Consider the following 15064-nt stretch of genomic DNA (forward strand, 5'->3'; position numbering starts at 1 on the left):
GCACTTAGCCCATCAGGGCATCCTCGAAATCCGCGCGCAGATTGCGCTTCAGGATTTTACCTGTCGCATTCAATGGCAACGCATCCACAAAGACCACCTTATCCGGCACCTGCCATTTGGCGATCTTGCCGTCGAAAAAGGCCAATAGCTCTTCCTCACTAGGGTCTTCACCTTCGGCTTTGACGGCCACCAGCAAGGGGCGTTCGTCCCATTTCGGATGTGGCACTCCGACGACGGCCGCCGTGGCGAGTTTCGGGTGTGCAACGGCAATGTTTTCCAACTCGACCGAGCTGATCCATTCCCCGCCCGACTTGATGATGTCCTTCGACCGATCGCGGATCGTCATATACCCATCGGGATCAAGCGTGGCGACGTCGCCAGTGGCGAACCAACCGTCCTGCAACAGCCCCTGATCCTGCATTTGGAAATAGCTGTCCAGAACCCAATGCCCGCGCACCAATAGGTCGCCTTGGGTGACCCCGTCATGGGGTAAGTCCTTGCCGTCATCATCGACGATTTTCAGCTCGACGCCATAAGGTGGGCGACCCTGGCTTTCGCGCAGCTTGTGCTGCTCTTCGGCTGGAAGCGTCAGGTGCTTGGCCAGCGGGTAGTTCGTGGTGCCCAGCGGGCTCATTTCGCTCATACCCCAGGCATGGACGGTATCGACGCCATAGGTCTCGCGGAAGGTTTCGATCATCGACGGCGGGCAAGCGGCCCCGCCAATCACGGTGCGCGCAAGACTGTCCAGCTTGCTGCCCGATTGCGCGGCATGGGCCAACAGCCCCTGCCAGATCGTCGGAACACCCATGGCAAGCGTCACGCCGTAGGTGTCGATCAGTTTCACCAGAGCTTCACCGTGCAGATCAGGTCCCGGCAGCACCATGCGCGAGCCGGACATGGCGCAGGCATAGGGGGATCCCCACGCGTTTACGTGGAACATCGGCACCACCGGCAGCACCACATCCATGGCCGAAAATCCGATGACATCACAGGTGTTCGAGCCGAAGCTGTGCAGAACGGTAGACCGATGAGAATAGAGAACCCCTTTGGGATTGCCCGTCGTGCCCGAGGTATAGCACAGGCTGGACGCTGTATTCTCGTCGAAGCTGGGCCACTGGAAATCGTCATCGCCCGTTTCGATCAACTCGTCATAGAACGCGACATCAGGGATTTGTGCGATGGCATCCTCGTTCCGGGGGCCCATCAGCACGAAATGGCGCACTTCGGTCAGGTGTTCATGCAGCGCCGCGACCAGCGGGATGAAGGTCGCATCAAAGAACAGAACCCGGTCTTTGGCGTGGTTGATTATGTAGGTCATCTGCTCGGGGAAAAGTCGCGGGTTCACCGTGTGGCATACAAAACCTGCGCCCGAGGTGGCATAGTAAATCTCAAGGTGCCGCCGATTGTTCCAGGCCAGCGTTCCAATGCGGTCTTGCGCCTCAAGCCCCAGTTTCGTCAGCGCGGACCCCAGCTTGCGCGCGTTCTGCGCCACCTGTGCCCAATTGGTTTCGGTGACCGTCCCATCGGTTTCGACCGAGTAAATTTCGGTCTGGCCGTGATAGCGTTCGGCGTGATCAATCAGCGACGAGATCAGCAAAGGCTGCGTCATCATCTGTCCCAGCATGGACATCCTCCCTTTGTCAGCACCGCCTGCGTTGGGCCGCGCTGTCTACTTGCCCGGAACACCTAGTTCGCTTTCGCGACGTATTCAGAGCTCTCCCTAGGGTACGACCCTGCCAATCATTTAATTGTCTGACAATAAAAGAATGCAGCCTGCCTCTACGGCAGGCTGTTGAAAACCACGTTACTGGTCGCGATGGCGCATTGCATAGGCAACCAGCGCCGCGGTCGAGCCATCCTTGCCGGATGCGCTTTCTTCCCCGTTCACAATCGGGCCCAACGAGGTGGCAAGCTCTTTGCCCAGCTCGACGCCCCATTGGTCGAACGAGTTGATGCCCAGCAGAACGCCTTCGACAAAAACGCGATGTTCATACAGCGCAATGATCTGACCCAGTACAAAAGGTGTGAGCTTAGGGTACATCAGCGTCGTCGAAGGGCGGTCGCCCGGAAAGACGCGGTGGCGGGCCTGGCGTTCCAACTCATCCCCCTGCAGGCCCTTCGCCTCCATCCGCTGGCGTGCTTCGCCAAGGGATCGACCGCGCATCAGCGCCTCGGACTGGGCAAGGCAGTTGGCCAACAACAAGCGGTGGTGATGCGTCAATTCGGGCTCATGCCCTTCGGCGGCCACCATGAACTCGCAGGGGATCACGTCTGTGCCCTGATGGATCAGTTGATAGAACGCGTGCTGACCATTTGTGCCCGGCTCGCCCCAGACCACAGGGCCTGAGGGAACCGTCAGCGAGCTTCCGTCCATAGCCACGGATTTACCGTTCGACTCCATTTCGAGCTGCTGGAAATAGGCCGGCAAACGCAGCAGGCGTTGGTCATAAGGCAGCACGGCTCGGCTTGCATGACCCAGCACTTGCCGGTGCCACACACCGACCAGAGCCAGCATCACCGGCATATTCTCGGTCCAGTCGGCGGCGCGGAAATGTACATCCATCGCCTGCCCGCCCCGCAGGAATGCATCAAAGGCGTTCGATCCGACCGCAATCATCACCGGCAGACCCACCGGTCCCCAGACCGAATAGCGCCCGCCGACCCAGTCGGCGAAACCAAAAACGCGATCCTCGGGGATGCCAAAGGCCTGCGTTTTGTCCAGAGCACTGGAGACGGCGGCAAATTGTTTGGCGGGATCACCGCCGCCATCCTCCATCCAGGCCCGCGCGGTGCGGGCGTTTGTCATGGTCTCAATGGTCGTAAAGGTCTTGGAAGCGACAATCACCAGCGTCCGCGTCGGATCAAGCTGACGCAGCGTGTCGGCAATATGCGCACCATCCACGTTGGACACGTAATGCAACCTAGGCCCGTCATGATACGGGGACAGCGCGTGGGTCGCCATGACCGGCCCCAGATCCGAGCCGCCAATGCCGATATTCACGACGTCGGTGAAACTGCCCCCTACTCCTGCGACTGCACCGCCCCGCACCTCTTCGGCAAAGACGCGCATGCGCTGCAAGGTGTCCAAAACATCGGGCATGACGTCCAGACCATCGACCTCGACCGGTCCACCGTCCAGATTGCGCAGAGCCGTGTGCAGCACCGCGCGCCCTTCGGTTTCGTTGATCTTTTCCCCGTCGAACATCGCCGCGCGGCGGGTGGCCAAACCGGCCTCATCACACAGGGCGATCAGTGCCGTGCGCACCTCATCGGTGATCTGAGTTTTAGAATAATCGAACAGCAAATCCCCGGTCGAAGTCGAGAAGCCTTGCGCCCGATTGGGGTCGCTGTCGAACAGGCTCAGGATCGACTGGTTTTCTGCCTCGGATGCCAATGCCTTAAGTTGGGTCAACTGCATCTGCGTTACTCCGCCCAATGTACGGTCATGCCGGTGAGCGCTGCGGAAATTGGGGCCTCTTCAGGTGGCATGGACATGGCCTTGTCCAACGCATCCCGCTTGGCGGCCCCGAAAATGATCAGGTGCTTGGACAGCGCGCCGTCCAATACCGGCCCGGTCAAGGTAATCCGCGCTTCGGGCTGCGTTTCGGGACGCGCCACAGCCAACGGGCGGGCGTGGCTGTCCAGCGCGGCCTCGATCCCTGCCATTCCGGGAAACAAAGATGCCGTGTGCATATCATCACCCATACCCAGCACAAGAACGGACAGCGGAAGGACCGGAGTGATCAGGCTTTCGATTTCGGCCAATACCGCATCGGGCTCTTTCCCTTCGACATAGAGCGGCACATATTGCGCAACCGATGCGCGGTTTGTAAGCAGACGCTGGCGGATCAGGCGTTCGTTCGACCGCTCGCTGTCGCCCGGTACACACCGTTCATCGGTGGGCAGAACCCGTACCCGATCCCACTCCAGATCCGCAGCGCAAAGACTGTCAAACACCGGCCCCGGAGTCGTTCCTCCAGGCACCGCCAACGAGACCATATCATGATGCAGCAAGGCGGCCTCTAGCTCTCCAGCCAAGGCGTTTGCGACATCAATGGCCAGCATGTCGCGGTCAGCATATTCCTGAATATTCATGGGTTTATTCCTTGCCACCGGCGACCATCTCGTTTCATCAGCAGCTCGGCGTCGCCCGGGCCTGTGCTGCCGCTTTCATAGGGTTTGGGAACATCGCCGCGCGCTTCCCAGCCGGCGATGATCGGATCGGTCCAGGCCCACGCGGCCTCGACCTCGTCGCCGCGCATGAACAGGGTCTGGTTTCCTCGGATCACGTCCATGACCAACCGTTCATAGGCATCTGGCGGGTTCTGGTTTTCCGGTCCAAGCGCCTCGGCAAAACTCATGTCCAGGGGCACATCGACAAGGCGCATCCCGCCCTGCCCCGGCTCTTTGATTGTCACCTTCAGCGTGATCCCTTCGTTCGGCTGCAAGCGGATCGACAGGACATTTGCGTGGCGGCCTGCATCTTCGCCAAAGATCGAGTGCGGCGCGTCCTTGAACATCACGTTGATCACCGAGGAGCGCGCCACCAAACGCTTACCCGTGCGCAGGTAAAACGGCGTTCCCGCCCACCGCCAATTGCTGACATGCGCCTTGAGCGCGACATAGCTTTCGGTGGTCGAGCGTGGATTGCCCACAATCTCACGATATCCTTGCCCGCTGCCGCCCCCATCGAACTGCCCCCTGACGATATGGTGCGGTTCGACCTGATCCAGCGCGCGGATGACTTTCAGCTTTTCGTCCCGCACCGCGTCCGGATCGAATTTGGCCGGAGGCTCCATCGCGATCAGACACAACAGCTGCATCAGGTGGTTCTGCATCATGTCGCGCATTGCACCTGCGCGCTCATAATACTCCTCACGACCGTCAATTCCCACGGACTCGGCCACGGTGATCTGGATGTGATCGACATACTGGCTGTTCCAGAGCGGTTCGAACAGCATATTGCCAAAGCGTACCGCCATCAGGTTCTGGACGGTTTCCTTGCCCAGATAATGGTCGATGCGGTAGATTTGCCCTTCGCGAAAATGCTCGGCCAGCGTCGCGTTCAAGGCGCGCGCACTTTCCAGGTCGTGACCAAAGGGTTTTTCGACCACGATCCTGGTACCGGCTGTCGCCAGATCATGCGCCTTGATCCGTTCCGCCAAGGGTCCAAACAGCCGAGGTCCCACGGAAAAGTAAAACGCCCTGACCCGGTCTGCGGTCAGCTTCGCCGCCAATTGGTCCCAGCCCTCGCTCGAAGACCCATCCAGCGTCACGTAGTCGACACGTTGCAAAAAAGCATCCAACGCCGCCGCATTCTGACACTGTGCCGCCGCATGGGTACGCAGCGATTCGGCCACAATGGCCTGAAACGCCGCCCGATCGTGTTCGGTGCGCGCGGCACCGATGATTTGCACGGCGTCATCCCACTGCCCCGCACAAAAGCGCTTGAACAGCGCCGGTAAAATCTTGCGCTGCGCCAAATCGCCGGTCCCGCCAAAAATGACGAGATCGAACGGATCAACAGGTATTACGCGAGAAACCATGATTTTTCCTTACCTTGCCCCGCAGGGCATGTCCAATGTTAGCGCCACCAGCCACCGCAAAAACCTCATCATCAAAACTCTGTCAGGTGTCATCGGCCTGACTTAACTAATCCGACTCAAAGGGCTACATCAAAGACAACTAGAAAGAACCGGATACGGTAATGAAAGACAACGCGCCTCAGACCGCCAATATCGGCAAGTTTCAGAACAAACTGGTGACAGCAGATGGGCAGACCCGCGCGTCGGTTGCGCTGAAAAACCCAGAAACCCTATGGTTCAATACCGGCACACTGTGCAACATCGAATGCGTCAACTGCTATATCGCCAGCAGCCCGACTAATGATGCGCTTGTCTATATCACCGCCGACGAAGTACGCGATTACCTCAATCAGATCGAAGAGCGTGGCTGGCCGGTGCGCGAGATTGGGTTTACCGGCGGTGAGCCGTTCATGAACCCCGAAATGATCGACATGACCCGCGCCGCACTGGAGCGCGGGCACGAGGTTCTGATCCTGACCAATGCAATGCAGCCGATGATGCGCCGAAAGATGCGCGAAGGTTTGCTGGATCTGCAGTACGACTATGGTGACAAGCTGACTCTGCGAATTTCAGTCGACCACTACCGCCCCGAATTGCATGACGAGGAACGCGGCAAGGGCAGTTTTGACAAGACGGTCACCGGCATGGAGTGGCTGCGCGACAACGGGTTCAACATCGCGATTGCGGGCCGCACGGTTTGGGGCGACAGCGATGCGGACAGCCGCGCGGGCTACGATGCCTTCTTCCAACAGCATCGCTTTGATATCGATGCGCAAAACCCCGGCCAGACCGTTCTGTTCCCAGAAATGGACGAAAGCGTGGAAGTCCCGGAAATCACGACCGCCTGCTGGGGCATTCTGGACAAATCGCCAACGTCTGTGATGTGCTCAAACGCCCGTATGGTGGTCAAACGCAAGGGGGCCGAACGCCCTGCGGTGCTGGCGTGCACCTTGTTGCCCTATGAGCCCGAGTTCGAAATGGGAACAACGCTGGCTGAGGCCGAAGCCGACGTGCACCTAAATCACCCGCACTGTGCCAAGTTCTGCGTTCTAGGCGGGGCAAGCTGCTCGGGCTAGTTCAGCTCGGGCGACTTCCAGTATTTCGTGCCTGAAGCGCCAGCCGAGACGCGCCAGCCCTTTTTGCTGAGCACAAAGAAAGATCGCCCGTCGGTGAACCTGAGCGTTTCGTCGGTGCGCTCGTCCCCATACATCGCGCCAGACTCTGCTGTAGCGTCGTAGCCATTGGTGATGAAGTGGTTCAAATCCGCTTGGGTTTCGAACAGGATCACGAACTTGGTCTCGAATCCGCCGATACCCACAGCCGCGCCAACGCCGCCCGTTCCCATGTTCATGTAAGTATGCTGGCCAGTCTCTTTATCCACGGCGACGCCGCGACCATACCCGGCAGCGACAGGAAAAACGGTAACTTTGCGGGAATCGAACGCGGCATACCCGGCACTGACATCGTACAGCGCCTGCGCCTCGGGGTTTTCTGCCAGCAGCTGCGCCAACACATCCGAGGCCATGACATCCAGCTTGGCGCGGGTTTCTTCTGGCGTCGCCTCGTTGGACAACAGCTCAGATGTGGACGTTATGGTCTCATCCACCGCACCGGCCCCTTTTTCGATCGTTTGACCGACGCTTTCGGCCCCACGTCCAATGGCATTTGCAGTATTTTCAGCGCCCTTCTTGATTTTATCGAGGACACCCTCAGCCGACACAGGTCCGCCAAGGCAAATGGCGACTGCAAGCAACAAAACTCTGGTCATTCCGTGTTCCTGCTCGTGATTTATGCTTTGGTCATCACGATACCGGAAGCGGCGAAAATGTATATGGGCTTTGAGCCGGATGCTTCTGGGTCAGTTCACTCGAAATTCACCGACCACGTTGCGCCATTCGCCGGGGGCGATCATCTTGCGATGGGTAAACCGCACCGAATGCAGTGGCCCTTCAATCTCGCGTTGCCAGAATTCAATAAAATCGAAAAGCTTCGGATGATCTGGCGCCAGGTCGTAATCCTGCCAGATGAACGTGTTCAATACGTGAATATAGTCGGGCATATGATAATAAAATTCTGCCGTCGTCAGCCCATACCCCTTGAGCATCAGTTCTGTTTCGCTTTGCTCCATTCAGACCTCCAAAATCGTTGCAAGGTCTCTTCAGCATAACACGAAAACCACCTAATCCTTGGTTAACAATATGTTACCCTCGTGTTACGGGGGATTTTTTGCGCGAAATGCGCTGCTTGCTTGCACCTTATGTGCCGGGTCTGATAAGGTACATCCACAAGATATAGACCCAGCACAATAAACGGGCAGTTTACGTGAGCGATACGCCAGAAACCCCAGAAAACATGGATGAAACCCCGCCAGAGCGCCCCGTATACGACGGCCCGACGGTGTCCATCGAATCCGAGATGCGTACGTCCTATCTGGACTATGCCATGTCGGTCATTGTGTCCCGCGCGATCCCTGATCTGCGTGACGGCCTGAAACCTGTTCACCGGCGCATCCTGTATGCCATGCACGAAACCGGGAACACGCATGACAAGGCCTATCGTAAATCGGCCCGTCCGGTTGGCGATGTGATGGGTAAGTATCACCCGCACGGTGACAGTGCGATCTATGACGCGCTGGTACGGATGGCGCAGGATTTTTCGATGTCGCTGCCGCTGCTGGATGGTCAGGGCAACTTTGGCTCGATGGACGGTGATAACCCGGCTGCCATGCGTTACACCGAAGTGCGGATGGACAAGCCCGCCGCCTCCCTGTTGGCCGACATTGAAAAAGAGACAGTCGATTTTCAGGACAACTATGACGGCAAGGACCGTGAACCAACGGTTCTGCCCGCCCGCTTCCCGAACATGCTGGTCAATGGTGCCGGTGGTATCGCCGTGGGTATGGCGACCAACATCCCTCCGCACAATCTGGGCGAAGTGGTCGATGCCACGCTTGCACTGATTGACGACCCGGACCTGACCTCTGAACAACTGATTGAATACGTGCCGGGCCCCGACTTTCCGACCGGCGGCGTCATGCTGGGCCGGTCTGGCGCGCGCAAAGCCTATCTTGAAGGCCGCGGCAGCGTCATTATCCGCGCCAAGACCCGCGTGGAAGAAATCCGCAGGGACCGTTACGCCATCGTCGTGGATGAAATCCCCTATCAGGTAAACAAGGCCTCGATGATCGAAAAGATCGCCGAAGCCGTGCGTGAAAAACGCATCGAAGGCGTGTCCCATGTACAGGACGAATCCGACCGCAATGGTGTGCGCGTCGTGGTCGAACTAAAGCGTGATGCAACGCCCGAGGTGGTTCTGAACCAGCTCTATCGGTTCTCACCGATGCAGACATCTTTTGGCTGCAACATGCTGGCCCTGAACGGTGGCCGCCCCGAGCAGCTGACCCTGCGCCGCTTTCTGACCTCATTCATCGACTTCCGCGAGGATGTGGTCGCTCGACGCACCGCCTATGACCTGCGCAAGGCTCGCGAACGCAGCCATATCCTGTGTGGTCTGGCTGTGGCGGTTTCGAACGTGGACGAAGTTGTTGCCACGATCCGCTCGTCGGCAGACGCCGCCGAGGCGCGCGAAAAGCTGATGACCCGCCGCTGGCCTGCAGCTGAGATCGAAGGCTATCTGCGCCTGATCGACGATCCTCTGTCCAAGATGAACGACGACGGCACTTACAACCTGACCGAAGTTCAGGCCCGTGCCATCCTTGAACTGCGGCTGCAACGCCTGACCCAACTGGGCGTCAAAGAGGTCACGGACGAACTGGAAGAACTGGCCGCCAAGATCAAGGAATACCTGGATATTCTGTCCTCGCGCGAGCGCATCATGTCGATTATCGGTGATGAGCTGCGCAGCGTCCGCGAGCAATTCGCCGTGCCGCGTCGCACCGAGATCGTCGACTGGTCCGGCGACATGGAAGACGAAGACCTGATCGAGCGTGAGGATATGGTCGTAACCGTCACTTCTGGCGGCTACATCAAGCGGACCCCGCTGGCCGATTTCCGCGCCCAAAAGCGTGGCGGCAAAGGCCTGTCGGGGATGCAGACCAAAGAAGAGGACGTGGTTACGACCCTTTTCGTGGCCAACACTCATACGCAGCTGCTGTTCTTTACCACCGAGGGCATGGTCTATAAGCTCAAGACATGGCGCCTGCCGCAGTCCAGCCGGACCGGTAAAGGCAAGGCCATCGTCAACATCTTGCCGATCCCGACGGGTGTCTCCATCGCGGCGATCATGCCCGTGGATGTACCGGATGAAGAGTGGGAAAACCTGCAGATTGTCTTCGCCACCAGCGCCGGTGACGTGCGCCGCAACCGTTTGTCGGATTTCACCAATGTCCGCCGCAACGGCAAGATCGCCATGAAACTGCCCGAAGGCGTGGAACTGGTGAACGCCCGTATCTGTTCCGAGGATGAAGACGTGATGCTGGTCACCAATTCGGGCCGCGCCATCCGCTTCCGGACAACTGACGTGCGTGTCTTCAACTCGCGCGAGTCGACCGGCGTGCGCGGCATCAAGCTGACCAATGGCGACCGTGTCGTCTCGATGTCCGTGATCCGCCATTTCGAGGCCGGACCGGACGAACGGGCCGCGTATCTGAAAATGCGTCGTGCCGTGGCTGGTATCGCCGATGATGGTGAGACCGATGAGGACGAAGCAGCACCCGGCATGATCACGCAAGAGCGTTACGCCGAAATGTCAGCGGCCGAGAACCTGATCCTGACGATCACGACGGGCGGCGCAGGCAAGCTGAGCTCTAGCCACGATTACCCGGTCCGCGGACGCGGCGGCATGGGCGTTGCGGCCATGGACAAGGCAATGCGCGGCGGTGAACTTGTTGCTAGTTTCCCCGTCGACATCGAGGACCAGATCATGCTGGCCACGTCCAAGGGTCAGTCGATCCGGGTGCCGGTTGAAGGGATCTCGTTCCGATCGCGCTCGGCTGGTGGTGTGAAAGTTTTCAACACTGGCAAAGGCGAAGAGGTCGTCAGCGTGGCCTGGATCGCCGATCAGGGCGACGAAGAAGACGCCGAAGAATAAAGCGCAGCAAGGCCTCGAACCTCTGGGTTCGGGGCCTTGGTCATTTTAGTCGAACGGTATCAAACCGTTGACTTGGCGCACATTGCGCGCCGAAACTTACCAACAGATCGATTTTTGTTGTGTTTGTTTTGTGTGCGAGGGCGCGATCTGGCATGAAAGTCATTGCCTGTTATTCCAACAAGGGTGGCGTGGGTAAGACAGCGACAGCGGTCAACCTTGCCTATGCCCTGTCTTCGGCAGGGGTGCGTACGCTGTTATGTGACCTCGACCCACAAGGGGCCGCCGGGTTCTACTATCGCCTCAAACCCTCGAAATCCCTGAGCAATAGCAGGTTTTTTGATGACGCCAAGCGGCTGAGTAACGCCATACGCGCAAGTGATTTTTCCAGTCTGGACATCCTGCCCGCCAACAAAAGTTACCGGGGGTTCGATGTTTTGCTATCGCAGATGAGCACCGCCCGTTCGCCGCTGGGCCGCGCTTTGGCCGGGATCGAGTTCGACTATGAGGTCGTAGTGCTGGATTGCCCTCCGAACCTTTCGGTGCTGTCCGAACACATTTTTCAAACCGCGGACGCAATTGTCGTTCCGGTCATCCCGACGACACTGTCGCAACGCACTTTAAGGCAGTTGGTCAAGTACTTTAAAAGCAACGATCTTTCAGTCGAAAAACTGCACTGCTTCTTTTCCATGGTTCAGGTGTCAAAGACCCTTCATCGGGACACGATGGAACAAATGAGAGATACCTACGGTCAGCGCTTTCTGACCGCCCAAATCCCGTTTGCCACCGATGTGGAACGTATGGGCCTAAATCGTGCGCCCGTCATGGTCAGCGCACGCAATAGCCCGGCGAGCCGGGCCTATCTGGCACTATGCGAGGAAGTCGTTTCGCGGGTATTCAAAACCTGAACGTTTGCCCGCGTTCAAAGCCCGTAAAGGGCCCCGAATTTGTCTTCCAGATAGCTTAGAAACGGCTCCGGCCCCGGCTCAACGCCGCTGGCGCGCGTGATCGTGTCACGCGGAGTGTAAAGCGCGCCGTACTGCTGAAGGTTCTCTCGCAGCCACGATGTTGCGCCCGAGGTGTCGCCCTGCGCCAGTTGCGCATCCAAGTCCGGCACTGCCTGCCGCAACGCCTGATAAAGGCACCCGGCGTAGACATTGCCCAGCGAATAGGTCGGGAAATAGCCAAACAGCCCCACCGACCAATGCACGTCCTGCAAGCACCCGTTCGACGGCTTGTCGACTGCGTATCCGAAATCCGCCTTGAACCGGTCATTCCACGCGGCTTCAAGGTCGCTGACCTGCAGATCGCCTCTCATCAGCGCACGCTCAAGATCAAAGCGCATCATGATGTGCAGGTTATACTGCACCTCATCTGCTTCGGTACGGATATAGCCGTTATGGACGCCATTCACAGACGCATAGAACGCGTCTGCGTCTGCGATACCGAAATCACCGAACGTGTCTTTCATCTGCGCGAACAACCAGCCGGTAAAGGCGCGCGAGCGGCCGAGCTGGTTCTCGTAAATTCGGCTCTGGCTTTCATGGACACCCATCGACACGCCCATGCCTAACAGCGTCAAGTTGAACGCGGGGTCAATCCCCTGCTCATAGGCCGCGTGGCCGACCTCGTGGATTGTTGAGTAGAAACAGTTGAACGGATCGGTCGCGCTGGTCCGGGTGGTGATGCGAACATCCAGCCCGCAACCCGAACTGAAGGGATGCACCGATTTGTCGATACGGCCCGTGTTCAGGTCATACCCAAAGGTCACGGCCAGTTTCTGGGCCAGTCGCATTTGAGCCAGTTCGTCAAACGTGCCGGTCAGAGCCGCAGGCGCGGGCTTGTCCAACACAGCCGCCCGTAATGCCACCAAACGCGGGCGCATCTGGTCAAAGATCTCGGCGATTTGAGAGCCGGTTGTGTAGGGCTCGTAATCCTCGACCATCGCGTCGTAGATGTCACCGCCCTGTGCCAGCGACGCCCCCTCTTCGCGTTTGAGAGAGACGACCTCGCTGAGCGCAGGCAGAAACGCTGCCACGTCCTCGTCCGCGCGGGCCTGAGCCCAAGTGCCTTGCGCGGCCGAGGTCACGCGGGCAATAGCCTTGGCCAGATCGGCGGGCACTTTGACCGTCCGCTCATAGGTTCGGCGGATTTCACGCAGGTGCGCCTGCCCAACTTCGTCCTCGGGTGTGGCTTGTTCCAGCCATTCCGCCACGCGGGGATCGGAACGGCGGGCGTGAAGCACAGCCTCGATCGCGGCCATTTCCTCGGCCCGCTGCGGGGCCGCACCGCGCGGCATAACCGTTTCCTGGTCCCAGCCCAGTCGCCCTGCAATTTCGCTCAGCGCTGTTGTTTCGCGCTGAAAGGCCATCAGATCATCATAGGCTGCCATGGGGTCAAGCTCCGCGCAGAGAGGTTGCGATTGGGTAAGCGGTCAGGAACCGCGCCCGCAGGATCAGGGTCCAGACCACGACGGCCATGAACTGGTGGAAGATCGCGATCTGCCACGGGGCTGCGTAGACCACAGTGACGATGCCGATCACCACTTGCAGTGAAAGCGCCGCAAAGGCCGCATTGAAGGCAAATCGGGTCTGCGGATGTGCGCTGGTGCTGCCGCGTCGCCAGACGATCACCGCGAAGATGAACAGCAGGTAGCCAACGCACCGGTGGATGAACTGAACCAGTCCCGGACTTTCGAAAAAGTTCCGCCACATCGGTTCCAGCATTGCTGCATCGGGCGGCAAGAGCTGCCCGCCGATCAAGGGCCAGTCGGTGTACGAACGACCGGCGTCGATCCCGGCGACCAGCGCGCCGATGAGAATCTGCAAAAAGGTGAAATGCAAAAGGCCGGTCGATAGCGAAAACAGCTTCGCCTCTTTTGCGCGGCGGGCCTGCATCAGGTCGCGTTCCTCGCGGCCGAGTTCAAAGATGTACCACGCCAGGAAGCCAAGGATCACAAAGGCCAATCCAAGATGAACTGCAAGACGGTAGCTGGCGACAGCGATCATGCCTTCACCCTGCGTTACGCCAGAGGCGACCATCCACCAGCCGACAGCACCTTGAACGCCCCCCAAAAGACCTGGGATCAGCAGCTTACCGGTCCAGCCGACGGGGATTTGTCGAGCAACCAGAAACCCGAAGAAACCGATCGCCCAGACCACACCGATAAAGCGACCCAGTTGGCGATGCCCCCATTCCCACCAATAGATGAATTTGAAATCACTCAGGTCCATCCACTGGTTCTGGATGCGCCACTGGTCGATCTGTTTGTACTTATCAAACTCGGACTGCCAGTCCGCCTCGTTCATCGGCGGGATAGCCCCGGTGATCGGCCGCCATTCGGTGATCGACAAGCCACTGTCGGTCAGGCGTGTCAGCCCGCCCACCGCGATCATGATGACCACAAGCGCGAACAGGATCATCAGCCAGACGCGAATGGCCTTGCGCGCGCCACGGCGACCGCGATCCAGCATACCCGGTTGAACGGCTTGTTGTTTTTCGGTGTCTGAGACGTCTTCGAAGATGCTGCGCTTACCGCTCATGCTGTCCTCTTGTGCCTTGGATTTCGTCGCAAGCTAGGGTGATGCGGAACATAGGTCCAGCCTCAGCCCTTGTCTTTCCAGCGGACCATCTGACGCATGATCCCGTGCAGCATCTGCACATCCGCCCGCGTCATCCGCATCCGCGACCATAGATTGCGCAGATTTGTCTTCATACCTTCGGCCTTTTCGGGCGGGTAGAAAAAGCCCGCCTCTTCCAGCCGGTCTTCGTAATGCTCGACCAGTTTTTCGACCTCGATGCCTGTGGCCCAGTCGCCCTTACCCAGATCAGTGGCTTCGTGCACCACATCACCGGTCTGCCGCATCCACTCATAGGCCGTCAGCAGCACGCATTGCCCGAGGTTCAGCGAGGCGTATTCCGGGTTCACCGGGACCGAGATGATGGCGTTGGCTTTGGCGATATCCTCATTCTCAAGCCCGGCGCGTTCGGGGCCGAAGAGGACTGAGACCTTCTCACCCGCCGCGACCTTTTCCGCCGCGATCTGCATCGCGCGTTCCGGACTGTAGACAGGTTTGGTCAGGCCTCGTTGGCGGGCCGTGGTGGCAAAAACAAAGGTGCTGTCGGCCAGCGACCCGGCCAGATCGTCGAACAGCTGCGCCTCATCCAGCAGCCGTCCTGCCCCGCTGGACATCGCCACAGCCTTAGGGTTCGGCCATCCGTCGCGCGGTGCAACGATCCGCATCCGGTCCAGCCCGAAATTCCACATCGCCCGCGCGGCAGCGCCGATGTTTTCGCCCATCTGCGGGCGTACAAGCACGAACGAGGGCTGAGATTTATCGCTGGGCATGGTTGTCTCCGAAAGTTCCGCCTGCTGTAGTCTGCGCGTCAAAGCAGGGCAAGCCATCTGCGCCGTCATTTGCGCCATAATCCGG

12 protein-coding genes are annotated in these 15064 nt (G+C 59.0%); 3 read left to right on the forward strand and 9 right to left on the reverse strand.

Features of this window, described 5'->3' with window-relative positions; translation table 11 throughout:
* Positions 1 to 4 precede the first annotated feature (4 nt).
* From ACR0MV_RS03110 to zwf, 4 genes are all read right to left on the reverse strand, one after another.
* Positions 5 to 1624: a long-chain-fatty-acid--CoA ligase gene (locus tag ACR0MV_RS03110; protein ID WP_170424511.1), complete on the reverse strand. Its 1620-nt coding sequence runs from the start codon at positions 1622 to 1624 to the stop codon at positions 5 to 7.
* 180 nt (positions 1625 to 1804) lie between these two features.
* Positions 1805 to 3418, reverse strand: a complete 1614-nt coding sequence (gene pgi, locus ACR0MV_RS03115) for a glucose-6-phosphate isomerase (RefSeq protein WP_480700938.1) — start codon at positions 3416 to 3418, stop codon at positions 1805 to 1807.
* Positions 3419 to 3423: 5 nt separating this feature from the next.
* Positions 3424 to 4095, reverse strand: a complete 672-nt coding sequence (gene pgl / locus ACR0MV_RS03120) for a 6-phosphogluconolactonase (RefSeq protein WP_480700939.1) — start codon at positions 4093 to 4095, stop codon at positions 3424 to 3426.
* The gene (gene zwf, locus ACR0MV_RS03125; RefSeq protein WP_480700940.1) at positions 4092 to 5546 is read right to left on the reverse strand and encodes a glucose-6-phosphate dehydrogenase; all 1455 of its coding nucleotides are present in this window, start codon (positions 5544 to 5546) and stop codon (positions 4092 to 4094) included. The genes pgl and zwf overlap by 4 nt, the downstream gene beginning before the upstream one ends.
* A gap of 161 nt (positions 5547 to 5707) precedes the next feature.
* Between zwf and ACR0MV_RS03130 the strand changes: the two genes are divergently transcribed.
* Entirely contained in the window at positions 5708 to 6661 is a 954-nt protein-coding gene (locus tag ACR0MV_RS03130; RefSeq protein WP_480700941.1) for a radical SAM protein, read from the forward strand.
* Here the strand turns inward: ACR0MV_RS03130 and ACR0MV_RS03135 are convergent.
* Together ACR0MV_RS03135 and ACR0MV_RS03140 are read right to left on the reverse strand one after the other, a co-directional pair.
* Positions 6658 to 7353, reverse strand: a complete 696-nt coding sequence (locus tag ACR0MV_RS03135) for a lipid-binding SYLF domain-containing protein (RefSeq protein WP_480700942.1) — start codon at positions 7351 to 7353, stop codon at positions 6658 to 6660. The genes ACR0MV_RS03130 and ACR0MV_RS03135 overlap by 4 nt on opposite strands.
* 90 nt (positions 7354 to 7443) lie before the next feature.
* A complete protein-coding gene (locus ACR0MV_RS03140; RefSeq protein WP_170463462.1) occupies positions 7444 to 7713 on the reverse strand; it encodes an usg protein in 270 nt (89 codons plus the stop codon).
* 194 nt (positions 7714 to 7907) lie between these two features.
* Between ACR0MV_RS03140 and gyrA the strand changes: the two genes are divergently transcribed.
* Positions 7908 to 10634: a DNA gyrase subunit A gene (gene gyrA, locus ACR0MV_RS03145; RefSeq protein WP_170424497.1), complete on the forward strand. Its 2727-nt coding sequence runs from the start codon at positions 7908 to 7910 to the stop codon at positions 10632 to 10634.
* A gap of 152 nt (positions 10635 to 10786) precedes the next feature.
* Positions 10787 to 11539: a ParA family protein gene (locus ACR0MV_RS03150; RefSeq protein ID WP_480700943.1), complete on the forward strand. Its 753-nt coding sequence runs from the start codon at positions 10787 to 10789 to the stop codon at positions 11537 to 11539.
* A 14-nt stretch (positions 11540 to 11553) separates the two neighbouring features.
* Here ACR0MV_RS03150 and ACR0MV_RS03155 read toward each other — a convergent pair whose 3' ends face one another.
* The 3 genes from ACR0MV_RS03155 to ACR0MV_RS03165 all read right to left on the reverse strand — a co-directional run bounded on the left by ACR0MV_RS03155 (position 11554) and on the right by ACR0MV_RS03165 (position 14979).
* A complete protein-coding gene (locus tag ACR0MV_RS03155; protein WP_480700944.1) occupies positions 11554 to 13023 on the reverse strand; it encodes a carboxypeptidase M32 in 1470 nt (489 codons plus the stop codon).
* A 4-nt stretch (positions 13024 to 13027) separates the two neighbouring features.
* Positions 13028 to 14173, reverse strand: a complete 1146-nt coding sequence (gene ctaA, locus ACR0MV_RS03160; RefSeq protein ID WP_170463456.1) for a heme A synthase — start codon at positions 14171 to 14173, stop codon at positions 13028 to 13030.
* Between the two features lie 62 nt (positions 14174 to 14235).
* A complete protein-coding gene (locus tag ACR0MV_RS03165) occupies positions 14236 to 14979 on the reverse strand; it encodes an RNA methyltransferase (RefSeq protein WP_480700945.1) in 744 nt (247 codons plus the stop codon).
* Positions 14980 to 15064: the final 85 nt, after the last annotated feature.

Source organism: Ruegeria sp. BC3 (assembly GCF_056539265.1).